This window comes from Mycobacterium toneyamaense, assembly GCF_055384815.1.
This window is the reverse complement of sequence record NZ_AP040333.1, coordinates 4777403-4796786: the sequence shown is the minus strand read 5'-3', so window position 1 is coordinate 4796786 and position 19384 is coordinate 4777403. Positions and strand designations below refer to the sequence as shown.

18 protein-coding genes are annotated in these 19384 nt (G+C 68.7%); 7 read left to right on the top strand and 11 right to left on the bottom strand.

Features of this window, described 5'->3' with window-relative positions; translation table 11 throughout:
• Nucleotides 1-14: 14 nt before the first annotated feature.
• Complete coding sequence (locus ACZ5IQ_RS23105) at nt 15-503, top strand: MarR family winged helix-turn-helix transcriptional regulator (protein ID WP_133425300.1); 489 nt, start codon at nt 15-17, stop codon at nt 501-503.
• 5 nt (nt 504-508) lie between these two features.
• Here the strand turns inward: ACZ5IQ_RS23105 and ACZ5IQ_RS23100 are convergent, their stop codons facing one another.
• The 3 genes from ACZ5IQ_RS23100 to ACZ5IQ_RS23090 all read right to left on the bottom strand — a co-directional run bounded on the left by ACZ5IQ_RS23100 (nt 509) and on the right by ACZ5IQ_RS23090 (nt 4824).
• Nucleotides 509-2833, bottom strand: coding sequence for a putative bifunctional diguanylate cyclase/phosphodiesterase (locus tag ACZ5IQ_RS23100; RefSeq protein WP_212806904.1), 2325 nt, complete (start codon nt 2831-2833; stop codon nt 509-511).
• A 117-nt stretch (nt 2834-2950) separates the two neighbouring features.
• Nucleotides 2951-4147 (bottom strand): GAF domain-containing sensor histidine kinase, encoded by a 1197-nt coding sequence (locus ACZ5IQ_RS23095; protein ID WP_212806903.1) that lies wholly within the window; start codon nt 4145-4147, stop codon nt 2951-2953.
• Nucleotides 4144-4824, bottom strand: a complete 681-nt coding sequence (locus tag ACZ5IQ_RS23090) for a response regulator (protein WP_212806902.1) — start codon at nt 4822-4824, stop codon at nt 4144-4146. Before ACZ5IQ_RS23090 ends, ACZ5IQ_RS23095 begins: the two co-directional genes overlap by 4 nt.
• 164 nt (nt 4825-4988) lie before the next feature.
• Here ACZ5IQ_RS23090 and ACZ5IQ_RS23085 point away from each other — a divergent pair, with 164 nt between their 5' ends.
• Nucleotides 4989-5759 carry an HAD family hydrolase gene (locus ACZ5IQ_RS23085; protein WP_244872777.1) on the top strand — a complete coding sequence of 257 codons (771 nt, stop codon included), beginning with the start codon at nt 4989-4991 and terminating at the stop codon, nt 5757-5759.
• A 65-nt stretch (nt 5760-5824) separates the two neighbouring features.
• Here the strand turns inward: ACZ5IQ_RS23085 and ACZ5IQ_RS23080 are convergent, their stop codons facing one another.
• From ACZ5IQ_RS23080 to ACZ5IQ_RS23065, 4 genes are all read right to left on the bottom strand, one after another.
• A complete protein-coding gene (locus tag ACZ5IQ_RS23080) occupies nt 5825-6805 on the bottom strand; it encodes a hypothetical protein (RefSeq protein WP_133425297.1) in 981 nt (326 codons plus the stop codon).
• A 108-nt stretch (nt 6806-6913) separates the two neighbouring features.
• Nucleotides 6914-7786: a 3-hydroxyisobutyrate dehydrogenase gene (gene mmsB, locus ACZ5IQ_RS23075; protein ID WP_212806901.1), complete on the bottom strand. Its 873-nt coding sequence runs from the start codon at nt 7784-7786 to the stop codon at nt 6914-6916.
• A 76-nt stretch (nt 7787-7862) separates the two neighbouring features.
• Nucleotides 7863-9023, bottom strand: a complete 1161-nt coding sequence (locus ACZ5IQ_RS23070) for an acyl-CoA dehydrogenase family protein (RefSeq protein WP_212814635.1) — start codon at nt 9021-9023, stop codon at nt 7863-7865.
• Between the two features lie 15 nt (nt 9024-9038).
• A complete protein-coding gene (locus tag ACZ5IQ_RS23065; RefSeq protein WP_464480348.1) occupies nt 9039-10559 on the bottom strand; it encodes a CoA-acylating methylmalonate-semialdehyde dehydrogenase in 1521 nt (506 codons plus the stop codon).
• Nucleotides 10560-10833: 274 nt separating this feature from the next.
• Between ACZ5IQ_RS23065 and ACZ5IQ_RS23060 the strand changes: the two genes are divergently transcribed.
• Both ACZ5IQ_RS23060 and ACZ5IQ_RS23055 read left to right on the top strand, forming a co-directional pair.
• Nucleotides 10834-11160, top strand: coding sequence for a hypothetical protein (locus ACZ5IQ_RS23060; RefSeq protein ID WP_212806899.1), 327 nt, complete (start codon nt 10834-10836; stop codon nt 11158-11160).
• Between the two features lie 22 nt (nt 11161-11182).
• Entirely contained in the window at nt 11183-12514 is a 1332-nt protein-coding gene (locus ACZ5IQ_RS23055) for an RNA polymerase sigma factor (protein WP_212806898.1), read from the top strand.
• A 157-nt stretch (nt 12515-12671) separates the two neighbouring features.
• On the opposite strand, the gene ACZ5IQ_RS23050 is transcribed toward ACZ5IQ_RS23055, so the two are convergent.
• A complete protein-coding gene (locus ACZ5IQ_RS23050; RefSeq protein ID WP_464480347.1) occupies nt 12672-13388 on the bottom strand; it encodes a hypothetical protein in 717 nt (238 codons plus the stop codon).
• A 154-nt stretch (nt 13389-13542) separates the two neighbouring features.
• Here ACZ5IQ_RS23050 and ACZ5IQ_RS23045 point away from each other — a divergent pair, with 154 nt between their 5' ends.
• The 3 genes from ACZ5IQ_RS23045 (at nt 13543) to ACZ5IQ_RS23035 (ending at nt 16142) form a co-directional block, all read left to right on the top strand.
• Nucleotides 13543-13797, top strand: coding sequence for a hypothetical protein (locus ACZ5IQ_RS23045; RefSeq protein WP_073696978.1), 255 nt, complete (start codon nt 13543-13545; stop codon nt 13795-13797).
• Nucleotides 13798-13987: 190 nt separating this feature from the next.
• The gene (locus ACZ5IQ_RS23040) at nt 13988-15442 is read left to right on the top strand and encodes an RNA polymerase sigma factor (RefSeq protein WP_346417055.1); all 1455 of its coding nucleotides are present in this window, start codon (nt 13988-13990) and stop codon (nt 15440-15442) included.
• 121 nt (nt 15443-15563) lie between these two features.
• On the top strand, nt 15564-16142 hold the full coding sequence (locus ACZ5IQ_RS23035) for a hypothetical protein (protein WP_346417054.1): 579 nt from the start codon (nt 15564-15566) through the stop codon (nt 16140-16142).
• Between the two features lie 8 nt (nt 16143-16150).
• Here the strand turns inward: ACZ5IQ_RS23035 and ACZ5IQ_RS23030 are convergent, their stop codons facing one another.
• The 3 genes from ACZ5IQ_RS23030 to ACZ5IQ_RS23020 are packed head-to-tail and all read right to left on the bottom strand — an operon-like array spanning nt 16151 to nt 19378.
• Entirely contained in the window at nt 16151-16999 is an 849-nt protein-coding gene (locus tag ACZ5IQ_RS23030) for an LLM class F420-dependent oxidoreductase (RefSeq protein ID WP_060998928.1), read from the bottom strand.
• 15 nt (nt 17000-17014) lie between these two features.
• Entirely contained in the window at nt 17015-17845 is an 831-nt protein-coding gene (locus tag ACZ5IQ_RS23025) for an LLM class F420-dependent oxidoreductase (RefSeq protein WP_064858361.1), read from the bottom strand.
• Nucleotides 17846-17902: 57 nt separating this feature from the next.
• On the bottom strand, nt 17903-19378 hold the full coding sequence (locus ACZ5IQ_RS23020) for an ATP-binding protein (RefSeq protein WP_464480346.1): 1476 nt from the start codon (nt 19376-19378) through the stop codon (nt 17903-17905).
• Between the last annotated feature and the right edge of the window lie 6 nt (nt 19379-19384).

The window sequence follows — 19384 nt, the reverse complement described above, 5'->3', positions numbered from 1 at the left end:
GGTATGAATGAGCGGTGAGCAGTGACCCCATCGCCCGGGCCCGGGCCAACTGGGAGCGGGCCGGCTGGGGCGACGTCGCCGACGGCATGGTCGCGGTGACCTCGGTGATGCGGGCCCACCAGATTCTGCTGGCCCGCGTGGAGACTGCGCTGCGGCCCTATGACCTCAGCTTTTCCCGCTACGAACTGCTCCGGCTACTGGCGTTCAGCGGTAGTGGCGCACTGCCGATCACCAAGGCGTCCGACCGGCTGCAGGTGCACGTCACGAGTGTCACCCATGCCATCCGGCGGCTCGAGGCCGACGGCCTCGTCGAGCGGGTGCCGCACCCCACGGACGGGCGGACCACCCTGGTGCGGCTGACCGAGCTCGGCCGCTCGACGGTCGAGGACGCCACGGTGACCCTCAACAAGGAGGTGTTCGCCGACGTCGGGATGTCCGACGAGCAGTCCGCGGCGCTGGTCGACGCGATCGAGACCCTGCGCCGCACCGCCGGCGACTTCTGACCGGCTCAGCGCCGCAGCGGATTCCGCGATTCGATCAGGGGCCGCAGCGATTCGGCGAACATCGGTTTGGCGAAGTAGTAGCCCTGGCCGATATCGCACCCGTACGCCGAGAGCTGCTCGGCGGTCGCGGCGTCTTCGACTCCTTCGGCGACGCTCGCGATGTTCAGGGCGTGGGTCAGGTTGATCACCGATCGAACGATGGCGGCGGCGCGGGGATTGTGCGTCATCGGCAGCACGAACTCGCGGTCGAGTTTGAGTTCATCGACCGGCAGGTCGCGCAGGTAACTCGTGGTCGAGTAGCCGGACCCGAAGTCGTCGATCGACACCCGCAGACCCGACTTCCGGAGCCGATCGATGACCACCTCCGTCCGGCTCATGTTCGACAGCAGCATCTGCTCGGTGATCTCCACGGTGAGGGCGCTCGGTGGCAGTGAGTGCTCGGCGAGGATGGTCCCTATGCGATCGGCCAGATCGACGTCGGTCAGCGACTGCGCGAAGAGGTTGATGGCGACCGGCACATTGCGATATCCCGTCCCGAACCAGGTCGAGGCGTCCAGGACCGCTTGCTTGAGCACCGTGTCGGTAACCGAGCCGATCAGGCCGTTACGCCGGATCAACGGCAGAAACTCGGACGGGGTCAGCAGGCCGAGCTCGGGATGGGGCCAGCGGGGCAACGCCTCCACACCGACGATTTCGCCGGTGGCCAGCAGCACTTTGGGCTGATACACCAACTTCAACTCGGAGTCGCCGATGGCACGGCGCAGTTGCCCGAGCAGTTGCACACCGGCTTGGGCGGGCGGCTGGATCCGACCGCTGTCGCTCCACCGCTGCGGCAGGTCCAGCCGCGAGACCTGGCGCATGTCCGCGGAGAAGGTCTGTACGCCGCCGATGCCGGTCCGCTTGGCGGCGTACAGCGCGATGTCGGCCTGCTGCATCAGATCGTCAGCGGTGACGTCTGGTTCGTCGGCGGGGGTGATCGCCAACCCGACACTCGCGTGGATGAAGACCTTCTCGCTGTTGAGCGAGAACGGTGCGTCGAACGCCTCGATGATCCGCTCGGCGATGGTGGTTGCCGCATTCGGTGCCGACCGGATGAGAACGGCGAATTCGTCGCCGCCCAGCCGGGCCACGGTGTGCTCGGCCGGCACCGTGCTCTTCAGCCGGCTCGCGACGTCGACCAACAGCTCGTCACCGCTCGGGTGCCCGAGGTTGTCGTTCACCATCTTGAAGTCGTCCAGGTCGAGCGCGAGCACGGCGACGGGAATCCGATCGTCGCCGCGGGACCGGATGGCCGCATCGAGGTGATCGTTGAACATCAACCGATTTCCCAGACCCGTCAACGGATCGCGCCTGGTCTGCTCGGCCAGGTCGAACAACAACCGCCGATTCTGGATCAGCACGATGAGCTGCCGGACCAGCGCCGTCATCACGAGCACCGAGGCGGCGATCAGCACCGGTTTGTCGTTGGTCACCGGCCAGAGGTCGAAGAGCCCGACGACCACCGCGGCCACCATCGGCGAATACGGTAGCCAGAGCAGCGGATCGGACAGCGGCTGCCGTTTCCGCCGGGTCGCCGACGGTGGTGTGCGCGCATCGATCAGCCCGCCGGCGCTGAACAGCACCAGGCCCGCCGCCCAGCAGACGACCGCCACCGGGCTGGTCGAATTCGCTTGCGCCAGAACGTATATCCAGATGCTGTCGGCCACCGCGACGATGATCAGTCCCGTGCAGACCAGGACGATGGCCTGGCGTTTGCCCGGCACCGTCGAACCCACCGTCAACACGGCCAGCGTGATCATGACGACGTCCGAGATCGGGAACGCCACCGACACCGCGGTCGCGATCCAGCTGGAATGCGCGGAGGTGAACAGATCCTCCAGGACCAGCACCCAGCACACGAGGAACAACGCGGAGGCGACGATCACGCCGTCCAGCACGGGGCGCAGGGCCGACATGCGGTCGGGCCGCACCTTCCCGACGGACGCGACCACCACGGTGCACGGCAGCAGCAGGAACGCGGCGTCGGCGACCGACGGAAACGCGGGCGGCGATCCGAGCACGGCGTGGTGATAGAGCAGGGTCAGGTTGCCGACGACCCAGCCTGCCATCCCGATCGCCAGTGCCAGCCAGGCGCGCCGACGCCGGCCACGGTTGGCCCGGTAGGCGGCCACAGCGGCCAGGCAGGCAAGGCTGCTGAAGGCGGTCAGTCCGATGTCGTTGGTGAGACGTGCCGCCGCCGTGTCATGGTCACCGGTGATCACCAGATAGCCGAACACGGCGAAGATGATCGCGGCAGCGCCGATGATCGCGTTTGTGTTGCCTGTGCGCACCTACACCCCCATGTCAGCCTCGATGGTTCGGCATTTTGCGGGCGTTGTCAAAATTTGCCGAGATGACCGCATGATGCACGGCAAGTGAAATCTAGCAACTCTGAGGGGAGAGTCGTCTCAGTTCGTCGACGGCAGCGGGATGGTGGCGGTGACGATGGTCCCCGAGCCGGGCCGGGACCGGATGTTCAGCCGGCCGCCGACGATCTCGGCGCGCTCGGCCATCGACAGCAAGCCGTAGCCGCCGGTCTCGTCGGCGCCCAGCGGGCGCTCGAAGGTGTCGAAGCCGATGCCGTTGTCGATGATCTCGAGCCGGGCGTGCTCCGCGTCGGCGGCGAACTTCAGCAGCGCATTGCTGGCGTGGGCGTGCTTCACGACGTTCTGCAGGCATTCCTGCGCGATGCGGTACAGCGCCAGCTCGATGTGGTCGGGGAGGCGGACGTCGGTCAGCTCGACGTCGACGTCGAGCTGACCGATGGAGCGCGCGAGGCTGGCCAGTCCGCCGGCCAGCCCCAGATCGTCGAGCACGGGCGGGCGCAGATTCCCGATGGCGGCGCGGGCCTCGCCGAGCGTCAGGTCCACCAGTTCCCGGGCCAGCGTCAGCTGTTCGGCCGCGACGGCGGCGTCGGTCCCGACCGCCCGGCTGGCCGCGTCGAGCCGGTACGACAGCGTCACCAGCCGCTGCGAGATGCCGTCGTGGATGTCGCCGGCCAGTCGGCGGCGCTCGATCTCCTGGGCCTCGATGACCTGCTCGACGAAGTTCTCGTGGGCCCGTTCGCGGGCGACGAGCTGGCGGTGCAGCCGGGCCTGATGCATGGCCCCGGCGATGAGCCGGCCGATGACCAGCAGCAGCTCCACGTCGCGGGCAGTGAACTCCCGGCGCTCCACGGTGTGCACATTGAGCACGCCGACCAGCCCGCCCGGGTCGGTCTCCATCGGCACCGACACCATCGACGCGAAGTCACTGCCGCGCAGCGATTCGAACGGCCGGTACCGGGGGTCGGATTCCTTGTCGTGACTGATCACCACAGGTTCGCGGTTGCTGGCCACCCACCCGGAGACGCCTTCGCCGAGCGGGAGCCGGATCTTGCCCACCTCCTGGTCGAACGGCGGGGTCGCGCCCGTCAACGTCAGCGATCGCTCGGTGTCGTCGAGAACATGGACGAAGCAGACGTCGGTGCCGGTGGCCGCGGTGATCATCCGGGCCGCCGCCGCGGCCAGCGGCTCGACGCCGGGTCCGCTCGAGGCGGCCTGGATCAGCTCGCGCAGCAGGGCCAGCTCGCGGTCGGCGGTCAGCACCTCATTGCGCGGTGTCATCGGTAGATGCCCTCCCGCAGCGCGGTGGCCACCGCGCCGGCCCGGTCGCTGACGTCGAGCTTGCGGTAGATGGATCGCAGGTGGCTCTTGACGGTCTCCTCGCCGATCACCAGCCGGGTGGCGATACCGCGGTTGGACAGGCCGTCGACGACGAACGACAGGATTTCGCTCTCGCGCTGCGTGAGGCCCTGCCGGGCGCCCGGCCAGAACTCGTCGCGCTGCATGCGGGCGGCGGTATCGGCGGCCCGCGCGGCCATGCTCGGGTCGATGGCCGTCGCCCCGCCGTGCACCAATTCGAGCTGACGGACCAGATCGTCGCTGCTGATGCTCTTGAGCAGATAGCCCGCCGCGCCGACCCGCAGCGCCTGGTACAGGTACTGCTCGTCGTCGTACACCGACAGCATGACCACTTTGCGGTCCGGATCGCGCTCGCGCAGTTCACGGCACAGGTCCAGACCGCTGGCGCCCTGCATCCGCACATCGCACAGCACGATGTCGGGCTGCAGCTCGTCGACCACCGCGGCGGCACGTTCGGCGCCGACGGCCTGGCCGACCACCCGCACCCGGTCGCTGAACGCGGCCAGCATGGCCTTGAGTCCCTCGATGACCATTTCGTGGTCGTCGACCAGGATCAGCCGTACCGGCGCGGCGGCCTCGGCATCGGGCTCGGCGGTCATGCGCGATCCGCCTTCGGCTTCTCGCTGGTGCTCATGGCATCACCTTAGAGCCGTGATTCGGCGCTGGTCGGCAGGACCGGCTGGACGGTCCCGGAGTGTTACCCCGGTCCAATCCCCCGTTGGGGGGAGGCCCGGGACGTGTGACGTGGGACACCCTTGTACGCATGTCGGTGAGTTGTGTGGAGCGCACGTTCTGGTGGGATGTGGCGCGCCCGGCCCATGCCGTGATCGACCCGCTGCGCGCGGTGATCTTCGACCTGGACGGTGCGCTGGCCGATGTCGAGCGCGACGGGCACCGCGTGGCATTCAACGCCGCCTTCGCCGAACACGGGCTCGACATCTCCTGGTCGGTGGCCGAGTACGGCCGGCTGGTCCGCATCGCCGACGAACAGCGGCGCGTCGCCTCGGCGCTGCGCCGGCGCGGATACGGGCGGGTCAGCAACGAGATCGCGGCCCACGTGTACCGCACCAAGACCGACCTGTTCGAGGCGTCGGTCCTCGATGGTGACGTGAGCCCGCGCGACGGCCTCGCCGACCTGGCGGCCGGATTGTTCGGCGCCGGGGTGGCGGTGGCCGTGGTCAGCACCGGCAGCCGGTCGTGGGTGGAGCCGCTGGTCCGTCAGCTGCTGGGTGATGGCATCGCCGAGACCATCGTGACGCCCGACGATCTGCCGCGTCCGACCCGGGAGCCGGATCTGCACGGCCACGCCCTGTGGGAGTTGGGCCTGGGACCCGAGAGTGCACTGGCGGTCGCGGGCGGTGCCCGCGGTTTCCGCGCGGCACGGGCCGCCAAGCTGGCGACGCTGGTCGTCACCACCGGCTACTCGGCCGGCCACGAATTCCCCGGGGCGGTCCAGGTGCGCGCCGAGTACGACGGCCTGCTGGCCGCCGGGTGCGAGCGCCTACACAAGAACTGGTGGTCAGCCCAGGGCTGACCACCAGTTCTTCACAACTTTTCACTTGTCGAGGCGGGGTGCCGAGCCCCGCCTCTTTCAGCGGCTCAGAACCACGGAAGGCTGACCTTCGGCAGGCCGATCTTCGGGAAGATCCGCGGGTGCGGCGGGAAGCCGATCTGCGGGTGCGGGATGTCCGACATGTCGGGCAGGCCGACCTTCGGGGCCTTCGGCAGACCGATCTCCGGGTGGGGCAGGTCTTCCGGCTTGGGCAGCTTGGGGGTGCCCAGCTTGGTGAAGTCCGGCATCTCCGGCAGGCCGGCGGACGGGAGCTTCGGCAGACCGATGCCCGGCAGCTTCGGTGCGGCCAGCGCGCCGAGCGAGCCGATGGCCGGTGCGCCGATGGCCGGCAGGCCGCCGAGGCTCGGGGCAGCCACCGCCGGAGCCGCCATGGCGGGAACCGACAGGGCCGGAGCGGCGGCCGCCGAGGAGACCTTGGCGATGTCGCCGACGGTGGACAGGGTGCCGAAGGTGGCGGCAGTCGCAGCCGGAGCTGCGGCAGCGGCTACCGGGGCGCCCAGCGTCGCGCCCGCGGGCACGGCGGCTGCGGCACCGTTCAAGAGCAGCGCCCCGAGGCCGGTGACCAGACCGCCGAGACCGGCGTCGAGCACCAGGCTGGGCAGGCTCAGGCCGGGCAGGCCGAGGGACAGCGGCACGGCGACGGTGGCCTCCGGCGGCTGCATGCTCGACAGGTTGATCGGCGGGAAGCCACCCAGGCTCCAGTCGTCACCCCACTCGAGGCCGTTGTCGTTGTTGCGGGCCGTCTTGCCGGTGTGGCCGGCGGTCGAACTCGAAGTCGAGTTGGAGACGGTCTTGCTGCTGGCCGTACCGAGATCACTCGACGGCGTCGTGGCCGACTCGTTGTTCTTGCTGGCCTGCTGCGTCTGCGTCGGCTGAGCCGGGTCGGTGCCCGGGTTGCTCGGGCTCGACGGGCCGGGCGATGCGAAGGCGACGCCCGCCCCGAAAAACGCCACAGCAATCGCGGTAGCCGAGGCGGTGGCCCCCTTGGCGGAATATTTGAAAGTCATGCGGCGCGAATCCTCCCTGTGCGACCCACGCATCCTATGCCCTAATGCGCGCGATGTCACAGTTAACTAACGAATACCACTGTGACGTGCGGTGATGGTGATGCGACCTCATTGACGCAGCAGGTTGATTACCGCGCTGAAGTCGAGATCGGGATGCTCGGCGGCAAACTTTGCGTAGATGTCCGCGGCGTGGCTACCGAGGGGTGCCGACGACCCCGTCGAGCGCACCGCAGCCATCGCCAGACCGAGGTCCTTGTTCATCAGGGCGGTGGCGAAACCGGGCTGGAATCCGTTGTTGGCCGGGGAGCTGGGGACCGGTCCGGGGACGGGACAGTTCACCTGCACGGCCCAGCAGTTGCCGGTCGCACCGGTGATCACGTCGAACAGCGACTGCTTGTCCAGGCCGAGGTGCTCGGCGAGCACGAACGCCTCACCGATCGCGATCTGCTGGACGGCGAGCACCATGTTGTTGCACACCTTGGCGGCCTGGCCGGCCCCCGAGTCGCCGCAGTGGATGATCTTGCCGGCCATCGGCTCGAGCACCGCGCGTCCGCGTTCGAAGGCCTCGGGCTCGCCGCCGACCATGAACGCCAGCGTGCCGGCCGTCGCGCCCTTCACGCCGCCCGACACCGGGGCGTCCAATTGGGCGAAGCCGTGCTCGCCGGCCAGACGGTGCACCTCGCGGGCATCGTCGACCGAGATGGTGGACGAATCGATGAACAGCGCGCCGGGGGCCGCGGCGGGCAGGACCTCGGCGTAGCAGCTCTTCACCAGGTCGCCGTTGGGCAGCATCGTGATGACGACGTCGGCGCCGGCCACCGCCTCGGGGCCGCTGTCGAAGGTCGTCGCGCCGTGCTCGCGGGCCGCCTGCGCCGCGGCCGGGACCGGGTCGAAGCCGTGCACGGTGTGCCCCGCCGCGATGAGGTTCGCCGCCATCGGGCCGCCCATGTGGCCCAGGCCCAGGAATGCAATCGTCGCCATCAGTCTGTCCTCCCTAGTTCTCCGCGATTTGTGCACGATTTCTCGCGCTCACCGCGGATTTTCGTGCACAAATCCCTCAATTACGTGCGGCAGCCGAGGCTGCCCGGCCGATGACCACGCGCATGATCTCGTTCGTCCCCTCCAGGATGCGGTGCACCCGGAGGTCGCGGACGATCTTTTCCAGCCCGTACTCGCGCAGGTAGCCGTAGCCGCCGTGCAACTGCAACGCCTGGTCGGCCACCGTGTAGCAGGCCTCGGTCACATGGAGCTTGGCCATGGCGCACAGTTCGACCTTGCGCGGATTGTTGGTGTCGAGCGCGGTTGCCGCCCGCCACAACATGTTTCGCGAGGTCTCGAGCGCGGTGGCCATCTCGGCGAGGGTGAACCGGATGGTCGGCTCGTCGATCAGCGCCCCACCGAAGGCCTCGCGCGATGCCAGATAGCCCAGCGCCTTGTCGTAGGCGGCCTGCGCGCCGCCCAGGGAGCACGCGGCGATGTTGATGCGGCCGCCGTTGAGGCCGTTCATCGCGATGGAGAAACCGCTGCCCTCGCCGTCCGAGCCGCCCAGCATGGCCTCGGCGGGCACCCGCACACCTTCCAGGATCACCTGGGCGGTGGGCTGGGCGTGCCAGCCCATCTTCTCTTCGTTGGCGCCGAAACTCAGTCCCGGCGTGTCCTTTTCGACGATGAAGGCCGAGATGCCGCGCGGTCCGTCTGCCCCGGTGCGGGCCATCACGACGTAGACGTCCGAGGCGCCCGCGCCCGAGATGAACTGTTTGACGCCGTCGAGCACGTAGTGGTCGCCGTCGCGAACGGCCTTGGTGCGCAAGGCCGCGGCGTCACTGCCGGCGCCGGGCTCGGTGAGGCAGTAACTGGCGATGGCCTCCATCGAGGCCAGCTTCGGCAGCCAGGTCTTGCGCTGTTCCGGCGTGCCGTAGCTGTCCACCATCCACGCGCACATGTTGTGGATCGACAGGAACGCCGCGATGGTCGGATCGGCGGCGGCCAGTTGCTCGAAGATGCGCACACCGTCCAACCGGCGCAGTCCGCTGCCGCCCACGTCGTCATTGCAGTAGATGGCCGCCATGCCCAGCTCGGCCGCTTCCCGCAGGACATCGGTGGGGAAGTGGTCGTCGGCGTCCCACGCCAAAGCATTTGGGGCCAGCCGCTTTTCGGCGAACGCGGCCGCCGTTTCGGCGATCACGCGTTCGTCGTCGTCCAGTCCGAAAAGGTCGATGCTCAACGCAGGCCCTTACTTGAAGGTCGGGATCGAGAACTCGGCCCCGTCCTTGATGCCCGACGGCCAGCGCTCGGTGACGGTCTTGACCTTGGTGTAGAACTGGATCGACGCCGTGCCGTACTGGTTGAGGTCGCCGAAGCCGGACCGCTTCCAGCCGCCAAAGCTGTGGTAGGACACCGGAACCGGGATCGGCACATTGACGCCGACCATGCCGACCTGCACGCGCGAGACGAAATCGCGGGCGGTGTCGCCGTCGCGGGTGAACACCGCGACGCCGTTGCCGTACTCGTGCTCCGACGGCAACCGCAGCGCCTCCTCGTAGTCGTGGGCGCGGACGATCACCAGCACCGGGCCGAAGATTTCGTCGGTGTAGATCGACATGTCCGGGGTGACGTGGTCGAACAGGGTGGGGCCGAGGAAGAAGCCGCCGGACAGGTCGGCGTCGTCGAACGTGAGGTCGTCGCTGGCGCGTTCGCGGCCGTCGACCACGAGCTCGGCGCCGGCCTCGACACCCTGGGCGATGTAGCCCCGCACCCGCTCGAGGGCCGCTCCGGTGACCAGCGGGCCGTAGTCGGCCTTCGGGTCCAGGCTGTGCCCGACGCGCAGCTGGTTGACACGCTCGACGAGCTTGTTGCGCAAGCGATTTGCGGTCTCTTCGCCGACGGGGACGGCGACGCTGATCGCCATGCACCGCTCACCCGCGCTGCCGTAGCCGGCACCGATCAACGCGTCGACGGCCTGGTCCAGGTCGGCGTCGGGCATCACGACCATGTGGTTCTTGGCGCCGCCGAAGCACTGCGCGCGCTTACCGTTGGCGGCGGCGTTCGAGTAGATGTACTGCGCGATGTCGGTGCTGCCGACGAAGCCGACGGCCTTGATGTCGGGGTGCTGCAGGATGGCGTCGACGGCCTCCTTGTCACCGTTGACCACCTGCAGGACACCGGCCGGCAGGCCCGCCTCGATGAACAGCTCGGCGAGGCGCAGCGGCACCGAGGGGTCGCGCTCGGACGGCTTGATGATGATGGCGTTGCCGCAGGCCAGCGCGGGCCCGGCCTTCCACAGCGGGATCATGGCGGGGAAGTTGAACGGCGTGATGCCGGCGACGACACCGAGCGGCTGGCGCATCGAGTAGACGTCGATGCCGGCGCCGGCACCCTCGGTGAACTCACCCTTCATCAGGTGCGGGATGCCGACGGCGAACTCGATGACCTCGACGCCGCGCTGGATGTCGCCGAGCGAGTCCTCGAAGGTCTTGCCGTGCTCCAGCGAGAGCAGGCGGGCCAACTCATCCTTGTTCTGGTTCACCAGGTCGATGAACTTCATCAGCACGCGCGACCGGCGCTGCGGATTCCACGATGCCCATTCCCGTTGCGCGACAACGGCCCCCGCCACGGCGGCGTCGACGTCGGCGGCCGACGCCAGGAGCACCTGGGCCTGAGTCTGGCCGGTGCTGGGGTTGAGCACGTCGGCGGTGCGGGTCGATTCGCCGGTGGTGCGCCGGCCGTTGATGAAATGCGGAATCTGGGTGGTCATGACGTCCGTCCAAAGTTATGGAGAGTTCAGGATTCTCGACTCGAGCGCCGAGATACTTGCATATCCTAGTAATTCGGTCGGGGTGTTGGCAAGGGGTTTGCCGGCCCGGTGCGCAGCGTGGTTGCCGCTGTGGTTGCTCCGGGGTATGCGCAAGGTTCAGAACTTCTTTGCGGATGCCTGACCAAATTCGGAAAAACTTGTCAGGATTGATGCGGCGAGATGCTCCTACATACAAGCGAGGCCAACCGGGCCGAGCAGAGGAAAGGCGGAGCACATGGCTACCAAGCTGAAAAAGTTCGTTGCTGGAATTGCTGCGGCAGCGGCGGTCCCGGTAGCTCTGATGGGTGCCGGAACCGCGCACGCGAACCCCTTGGGCGTGAATCCGGTACCGCACTACGGCGGCATCTGGATCGGTAGGAGCGGTGGCAGCGGGGGCACGTGGTGCACCTACACCTCGGACTGGTTCACCACCAGGGCCTACCAGAACTCGGCCGGCGAGGCGGGCTTCTTCGTTCCGGGCATTCCGCTGAACCGGTTCTGGGACATCAACGTCAACTGCGACAACGGCGATACCGGCTTCTACCCGGCCTACTACTACTGATGATCAGGGGAGAACCCCGCCGATGAGCGCGCTTGTCGATTGGGACGAAGCACCCGACGAGGAACTTGCCCGCGCGGCCGCCTCGGGCGACCGCGCGGCTTTCGCCGCGATCTACGACCGCTACGCGGACCGGCTCAACGACTTCGTCGTGCGCATGGTCCGTGACAGTGACGCCGCTGCCGACTGTGTGCACGAGGCGTTCTGCACCGCGGCGACCGGGCTGTCGAAGCTGCGCCAGCCCGAGAAGCTGCGGCCGTGGTTGTACGCGGTGTCGCGCTCTCAGGCCCTGCGGCACATTCAGCGCCGACAGCGTGAGCAACCGGCCGACGACGAATACCTCGACAGCGCGTCGGGCGATGCCGGTCCCGATGCCCTGGCCGAGCAGGACGACCTGGCCCAATTGATCCGGGAGGCCTGCGGTGGCCTCTCGGATCGCGACCGCGAGGTCATCGAATTGAGTTACCGCCACGGCCTCGACGGCCCGGAGCTCGGCAAGGCACTCGGCGTCAGCCCGGCCACCGCCAACACCCTGACGCATCGGGCGCGGGAGATGGTCGGCCGCTCGCTCGGTGCGCTGCTGGTGGCCCGGCAGACGCGGCAGGATCCGGCGCGCTGCCCGGAGCTTGCCGCGGTGCTCGATGGTTGGGACGGTGCGATGACGGTGCTGATGCGCAAGCGCATCGCCCGCCACATCGAGTCGTGCCCCGAGTGTGAATCCGAACGGCGCCGCCGGGTGAGTCCGGCAGCGCTACTGGGCGCCATGCCCTTCATCCCGGCGCCGAAGGAGCTTCGGGATACGACGCTCAGGGACATTCAGTTGGTCTGTCGGACAACCGATCTGGTCGCCGGTGCCGATTCCGGTTCGGCCGCCGGCGCCGGTTCTGCCGCGGGCGCCGGTACCGCGCCGGCGGAGGAACGGCGCCGCCGGCTCGCACTGCCGATCAGTCTGGCCGCGTGCGCGCTGGTGCTGCTGGTGGCGGGTCTGGTCTGGACGCTGGCCGGGCCGGGCCGGCACGGCGGGGAACCGCTCGACAGCGGGATCACGGCTCCACTGGAAACGCCTGCGACAACACCGCTTTCCGCGCCGCCGAGCGCACCGCCGGCGTCGAGTACGTCGATGCCCGGGGTCTCGACCAAATCCGTCGCACCGCCGGTGGTGGCGCCGAGTCAGCAACCGCAGCCTCAGCAGGAATCTCCGGCTGCCGGATCCGCGCCGGCACCGCACCCGTCGTTGCCCGATCGCACCGTCAGCAGGCCCGGGCCGGTGACGCGCCCGCCGATGTCGGTTGCGCCGCCGTCGTTCGAAGCGCCGCCGCCGCCGACCGGTGATGCGGGTTCCGGCGGCCGGCGATGACGCTGGGCGGGGCCTGCCGCTGTCCCGCGCAGAGTCCTTGACCCTGACGTGCGGGCGTAGTCCACTCGAACAATCACGCCGTCAATACAGGGTCAACGCGAAAAAGCCCGCCACAGTGGGGATACCGACCGTGGCGGGCTTGTGCGTGGGCCGGATGTCAGCCGGCATCCAGGGGCAGATTCGGGTTGATCGGCGGGGTCTTTCCGGGGCTCGGAATGGCGAGGGGGCCTTTTACCACGGGCGGTTCGGGTTTGGTGGGCGGCTCTTTCGGCGGTGCCGCCGGCGGCGCCGGCAGATTGATGACGATCGGCGGGAACGTGGGCAGTGGTAGTGCGGGCGGTTCCGGGACGACTTCTGGTGCGGGAGCCGGGGGTGCGACCTCGGGGGCGGGACCGGCCGCCGGCGCCGCAGTGACGACGACGGGTGCTGCCGACCGCTGGGGCGCGGCTGCCGGTACGTGATCGGGAATCACCGGAGCGGCCGGCGCCGCCTGCGGGGCAGAAGGCACGGGAAGTGCCGACGGCGACTGCACCAGGACGGCCGGCGCGGCCGCGGGCACGGCAGTCGAGCCGCCGGCGGCCGCCACAGAGGTCCCCGCGTCGAGTGAACTGATCGCGGTGAACGCCACGGCGGCCGACGCCACGATCACACTGGCCGCACCGCCCAGGGCAAGCGCCACGCGGCGCCGGGCCCAGCGGCCGTCGTCGGTGCCGACGGCGACGGTGAGTTCGTCCTCCGGCGCATCGGGTATGTCGAGTTGGTCGCTGTACGCGAGCCGGGAGAAGGTCGCCGAACGCGGGCCGGCGTCTATGGCGTCAGCCGCGATGGTGTTGTCGGTGTCGGGGTTCCACGGGGTCGGTGAATGGTTGCTCATGCTGGTATGAGCACTGCCGGCAGCAGAGTCTGACAAGTTTTTTCGTGGCAATTCGGATTCTTCCGAAAAAAGTGTCCCCGGCGTCCGGGGGTCGCGCTCCTACCTATGACAGAGCCCGCACGGGGCGTCTGCAACACCGAACAAGGAGCGCGAAATGACCAACAACACCCCTGCCAAGCGGCAGTCTCTTGCGAAGCGGGCTGCCGCGGCAGCGCTGCTGTCCGGCAGCATGGCCCTGGCCGGCATGGGCCTGACGGCGGGCACCGCACAAGCCCAGCCGTCCATCCCTGCTCCGCAGACCTGGGGCCACGACTACTGCTCGTGGGCCCGGTGGGACTGGGAGCACTGCCACTACTACTGGCACTGGTACGACTGGGACTGGAAGCACTCCGACCACAAGAAGCACTGACTGGCCGTGATGGCACCCCGCCTGCGCGGATTCGAGACGCAGCCGGGTCCGGTGTTGAACCGGGTCCGGGCTGCTCTCGTTCTCCTCAATGAAGCCAACGCCGATGCTCGTTGATTCGGCAAACCATCTCGCCTTCGCCGGATTAGCATCAGTGCATACCGGCGATCGATCCGGTACGGGAGCCCGTCTCATGACCGCAGTGCCAGATTGGGACATTGTCAGCGACGCCGACTTGGTCGGCGCCGCGCTCTCCGGAGACCGCATGGCATTTGCCGGTATTTATGACCGCTATGCCGACCGGCTCCACGACTTCTGCGTCGGCATGGTCCGGGACCGCGATGCTGCCGCGGACTGCGTCCAGGACGTGTTCTGCACTGCCGCAACAGCTTTGGACAAGTTGCGGGAGCCCGACAAGCTGCGCCCCTGGCTGTACGCGATCGCCAGGAACGAGGCGCTGCGCCGGATCCGGCAGCGGCGCCGCGAAGAACCGTCAGAAGAACTGCCCGACGAGGCGTCCGGGGACGCCGGGCCCGACACGCTGGCAGCCCGCAACGAACTGGCCAAACTGGTCGCCGAAGCGGCCGGCGGGTTGTCCGACCGCGACCGCGCGGTGCTGGAGCTGGGCTACCGCCACGGACTGGAGGGGCCTGAACTTGCCGAGGCCCTCGGCGTCAGTACCGCCAGCGCCAAGAAGATCATGCAGCGGTTGCGCGACACCATGGAACGCTCGCTGGGCGCGCTGTTGGTCGCCCGACGCGGACAGAGTGGTAACAGCTGTGCGGAGTTGGGCGCGATCCTCGCCGGGTGGGACGGGACTTTCACCATCCTGATGCGCAAGCGGATCGCCCGTCACATCGAAAGTTGCCTGACGTGCGATCAGGACCGTCGCCGGATGGTCAACCCGGTCGCGCTGCTCGGCGGCACGCCGCTGTTCATCCCCGCGCCGACCTGGCTGCGCGACCGCACACTGAATCGGATTCAGCTGACCTCGGCGTCCGCCGATCTGGACAGCGCACCCACCGCGGCACAGAGTGCGCTGCCGGATGCGCCGACCGAGCAGTTCGCCGCGGCCGACGGGCTCGCCGCGGAACCGGCCACCAGGCAGCCGAATGGCCGCGTGATGCTGACGATGTCGCTGCTGATCGGCATTCCACTGATCGTGCTGGCGCTGACCATCGCCTGGCGGTACGAAACCAACGCCCCGGTCGCCCCGAAAGGCGTCACTACCTCCGTCACCCCGCCACCGAGCACGACGCCGGAGAACCCGGTGACCACGACCGTCGCACCTCCTCCCAGCCCGACCGCCGTCGTCACCGCGCCTATCGAGCCGACGACGGTCCTTCCGCCACGGGCGGTCCCGCCGCCGCAGCAGTCGCCGGTGCCGCTGCCGCCGGCCGCGCCGGTCGTGACGCCGCCGCCGTCGCCGCGGCCGTTGCCGACGCACCATCCGCGGCCGCCCGTCGTCTCCGAGCAGCCGTCGCCCAGCCAGACGCCGCCCATCATCGCCGAGCCGCTGCCATCGCCAACTCCGACGACACCGACCGGCACGCCCAAGCCGCCCCGCCCGCGGCCGTTGCCCACGGGCCCGATCGGGCCCGTTGAGCCGGCACCGGTGACGACGACGCAGGGACCAATCATCTACTAGCCCGGCCGATGTCGAGCCGAGAAGCAAAGCCCGCCAAAAGTTGTCCCGTCGTGGGTGCCGCGCGACTCCTACGTGTGAGAGCCGCCCATCCGGGACAGCAACAACGACACAGGAGCACGCCATGTCCACTGCCATGACCGCCACACTGCCGAACCTGGAGTACTCATCCGACCCGGCCAGTGGAAGCCTCCACGGGCTCCCGACGATGCCGTTCGGGGCGCTGGCCTGGTCGCTGGCCGAGTCGGGAGACGCCGAAGAACCTTTGGCGCCGAACCTGATTCCCGCCGCACCGCTCGCGTCGACGCGGCCACCGAAAAGCACACGGGGCGCGCTCGTCGCGGTGGTGTTCGGCGGGGTCACCGTCGCTGCCGCGCTCGGCGCGATCCTCCTCGGCGGCAGCGATGAGCCGTCGACTCCGCTGGCCGTCGTCGACCACACGCGGTCGACTCCGTACGTCGCGCCGGCCGCGGCCCCGATGGCGACCGCCAATCATGTGGCAGGTCCGGCACCGGCGCCGGTGGCCGGCGTGGTGAGCGCGCCCGTCGTCGTCCCGCCGAAGGCCGTCGTGCCGCCGCAGCCGGTTGCCGCGCCGCCCATCGCCGAGGCCCCGAAGCCGACGCAGCGCCGGCCGCACTGGGACTGGCTGCGCCGCATCTGGCAGCACCACGACCAGCAGGACGGTCAAGGCCAAAAGCGCTGAGCGCCAGGCTATCCGCGTAAGCCGAGCGGACCCGCCAGCGCCGTCAGCGTCGGCACCAGCTTGTCCCAGCCGCCCAGCACCTGGACGGTCACGTGATCGGCGCCGGCGTCGAGATGCTCGGTGAGCCGTGCGGCGATGGCATCGGGTGTTCCGTGCGCGACCACCGCGTCGATCAACGCGTCGCTGCCCGGCTTGGCGATGTCGTCTTCGGAGAAGCCGAGCCGGCGCCAATTGTTCAGGTAGTTACTGAGATTCAGGTAGAAGTCGACGGTCTGCCGGCCGATGGCCCGTGCCTCCGCGGTGGCCTCGGCCGATCCGTCGGTCAGCACGACCTTGTGCTCGGGTGCCAGGAACGCGTCCGGCCCGATGAGCTGGCGCGCTTCTGCCGTGTGCTCAGGGGTGGTGAGGTACGGGTGCGCACCGGCGCTGCGGTCGGCCGCCAGCCGCAACACCTTCGGGCCGAGGGCCGCGACCACCCGGCGCGCGACCGGAACGCCCGCGGCGTCCAGCTCGTCCAGGTACTCGACGAGGACGTCGTAGGGCTTGCGGTACTCCTTGGTGTGCTCGGGGTGGCCGATGCCGACGCCCAGCACGAACCGTCCCGGGTAGGCCGCCTCGATCCGGTGGTACGACTCGGCGACCTGCCCGGCCGGGGCCGTCCACACGTTGACGATGCCGGTGGCCACCTGCAATTTCTCCGTCGCGGCCAGGATCGGCTCGACGAACGCCAGGTCGCCGGCGGGGGAGCCGCCCGGCCACACCGCGCCGTACCCCAACTTCTCGATCTCGGCGGCCTGCTCGGGCGTAGGGGCGCCGAACGTCCACACCCCGACGCGGCCCAGATCCAGCTTGCTCATGCGCGATCCTTCCAGTTACCGCAGGCCCAGCGGGCCGGCGAGTTCGGTCAGTGCGGGTACCAGTTTCTCGGGCGACGTCAGCACCTGAACCGGTACGTGGTCGGCGCCGGCGTCGAGGTGCTGCTTGAGCCGGGCGGCGATCGCGTCGACGGTGCCGTACGCGACCACCGCGTCGACGAGCCCGTCACCGCCGGGCTTGGCGACGTCAGAGTCAGTGAACCCCAACCGTTTCCAGCTGTTGAGGTAATTGTTCAGATTGAGGTAAATCTCCAGGGCCTGGCGTCCGACCGCGCGAGCCTTCTCCGCATCGGTCGTGAGGATCGCCTTGTGCTCGGGCGCGAGGAACGCGTCCGGCCCGATCAATTCACGCGCCTCGGCGGTGTGCTCCGGGGTGGTCAGATACGGGTGTGCGCCGGCGCTGCGGCGGGCCGAGAGCTTGAGCACCTGCGGGCCGAGCGCGGCCACGACGCGGTGTTCCTTCGGGACGCCGTACTCGTCGAGTTTGTCGAGATACTCGTTCAGCGCATCGATCGGCTTCTTGTACTCGGTGATGGCCTCCGGGTGCCCGACGCCGATGCCCAGCAGGAACCGGCCCGGATACGCAGTGTTTATGCGGTGGAACGACTCGGCCACCGGTCCCGCTGCCGCCGTCCAGATGTTGACGATGCCGGTCGCGACCTTCAGCCGCTCCGTCGCGCCGAGCAGTGGCTCGACCCAGTCGAGTTCCGCGGGCGGGGATCCCCCGACCCAGATCGCGCCGTAGCCCAGCGCTTCGATTTCTGCTGCCTGTTGCGGCGTCGCGCCGCGCCCGAATACGCCGTAGCGCCCAAGGTCTGGTTTGGTCACCTTTGCGGCAACTATGGGGCGCGGGCGGCTATTCCGTTCGGCGCGCGGTGATTCGAACTATCCCGTTGTCCCAGCCAGAATTTCTTCTGGCGCGGGTGCGTGCACGGGCAGCGTGACGATGAACGTGGTGTCGCCCGGCTTGGATTCGACGTAGATGTTGCCGTGGTGCTTCTCGCAGATGATGCGCCACGCCAGATCGAGCCCCAGGCCGGTGCCCTCGCCGAACGGCTTGGTCGTGAAGAACGGGGTGAAGATGCGCTCGATGACGTCGGGCGGAATGCCCGGGCCGTTGTCGTTGATCTCGATCCGGACGGTGTCGTCGCCGGCGCGCTTGGTGCGGATCGTCAGCACTCCACAGCCCTTCATGGCCTGCAGTGCGTTGTCGATGATGTTCGTCCACACCTGGTTCAGATCTGCTGGGTAGCAATGCAATTCGGGCAGCGCCGGGTCGTACTCCTTGACGACCTTGACGCAGGTGGTGCCGTCCTTGCCGATGCGGTCACCGAACATCATCAGCGTGCTGCGCAGGAGGTCGTGCACGTTGGCGTTCTGATAGGGGGCCCGGTCCATCTGGGAGTACTGCTTGGCACCGGCCAGCAGCGTCGAAATCCGCTTGCTCGCTTCGGAAATCTCACACATCAGCAGCTCGGTGTCGATGGTGTACTTCAGCCAGCCCAGCGCGCCCTGCAACGTCGCGGACGAGTCGGCGCTCCCGATGGATGACGAAATGCCTTCCAGCCAAGCGACATCCAGGCCGGCGTCGACGAAGGTGGGGGCGTAGTCCCACGCGGACGCGATGTCGTGGTCCTCCAGCCATTCGCCGATCTGGTCTTCACGGTCGGACGCCTCGATGGCCGACAGTTCCTGGGTCCTGGCCTTGGCCACCTGCTCGGCGATGCCCTCCTGGATGCCGACCAGCACCCGCAGCGACTGCGGGCTGACCTGGCCGTCGGCCAGCATGGCGAGCTTGTGGCGCATCTTGCCGATCCGGTCGTGCAGGTCGGCGACGGCGCGGGCGGTCGCGGCAGCCGGGTTGTTGAGCTGGTGGGTCAGCCCTGCCGAGAGCTGGCCGAGCGCGAGGAGCTTCTCGCGCTGGCCGACGATCTGCCGCCCGCGGCGGCCGCCGACCTTGTGGCCCTCCAGCAGGTGCACCGCCATCGGGAATTCCTTGCGCATGAAGTCGGCGTAGGCGTTGGCGTCCAGGACGAAGAACCGCGACGGCTTGGTCACCCGCACCGACGCCTCGTAGACCGGCTGCTCGTCGGGGATGTACGCGGACCAGGCGCCGCAGTACACGCCGCGCATCGAGGTGCGGTTGGTCTCGATGTCGATGCCGCCCGACTTCATCGACATCACCAGCTCGCCGTCGAGCATGACGTAGAAGCAGGTGGCCGGTTCGCCTTCGGTGCAGACGGGGCCGGGCTCGAACGTCGCGATGTGACCGTTGGCGCACAGCGTGTCCAGCTGCTCGTCGGTCAACGCCTCGAAAAGGAACAGCGTTTTCAGTTCACTTCGCGCGCACGTTTCGCCCATACCGGT

Excerpts from the sequence above, each read along its gene's own strand:
- ACZ5IQ_RS23095 (WP_212806903.1), bottom strand. The coding sequence starts at position 4,147 with ATGACACCGCGCAATGAGGTGCTGACCGCCGACCGCGAGCTGGCCCTG.
- ACZ5IQ_RS23090 (WP_212806902.1), bottom strand. The coding sequence starts at position 4,824 with ATGACCGCCGAGCCCGATGCCGAGGCCGCCGCGCCGGTACGGCTGATC.
- ACZ5IQ_RS23085 (WP_244872777.1), top strand. The coding sequence starts at position 4,989 with ATGTCGGTGAGTTGTGTGGAGCGCACGTTCTGGTGGGATGTGGCGCGC.
- ACZ5IQ_RS23080 (WP_133425297.1), bottom strand. The coding sequence starts at position 6,805 with ATGACTTTCAAATATTCCGCCAAGGGGGCCACCGCCTCGGCTACCGCG.
- mmsB (WP_212806901.1), bottom strand. The coding sequence starts at position 7,786 with ATGGCGACGATTGCATTCCTGGGCCTGGGCCACATGGGCGGCCCGATG.
- ACZ5IQ_RS23065 (WP_464480348.1), bottom strand. The coding sequence starts at position 10,559 with ATGACCACCCAGATTCCGCATTTCATCAACGGCCGGCGCACCACCGGC.
- ACZ5IQ_RS23060 (WP_212806899.1), top strand. The coding sequence starts at position 10,834 with ATGGCTACCAAGCTGAAAAAGTTCGTTGCTGGAATTGCTGCGGCAGCG.
- ACZ5IQ_RS23055 (WP_212806898.1), top strand. The coding sequence starts at position 11,183 with ATGAGCGCGCTTGTCGATTGGGACGAAGCACCCGACGAGGAACTTGCC.
- ACZ5IQ_RS23050 (WP_464480347.1), bottom strand. The coding sequence starts at position 13,388 with ATGAGCAACCATTCACCGACCCCGTGGAACCCCGACACCGACAACACC.
- ACZ5IQ_RS23045 (WP_073696978.1), top strand. The coding sequence starts at position 13,543 with ATGACCAACAACACCCCTGCCAAGCGGCAGTCTCTTGCGAAGCGGGCT.
- ACZ5IQ_RS23040 (WP_346417055.1), top strand. The coding sequence starts at position 13,988 with ATGACCGCAGTGCCAGATTGGGACATTGTCAGCGACGCCGACTTGGTC.
- ACZ5IQ_RS23035 (WP_346417054.1), top strand. The coding sequence starts at position 15,564 with ATGTCCACTGCCATGACCGCCACACTGCCGAACCTGGAGTACTCATCC.
- ACZ5IQ_RS23030 (WP_060998928.1), bottom strand. The coding sequence starts at position 16,999 with ATGAGCAAGCTGGATCTGGGCCGCGTCGGGGTGTGGACGTTCGGCGCC.
- ACZ5IQ_RS23020 (WP_464480346.1), bottom strand. The coding sequence starts at position 19,378 with ATGGGCGAAACGTGCGCGCGAAGTGAACTGAAAACGCTGTTCCTTTTC.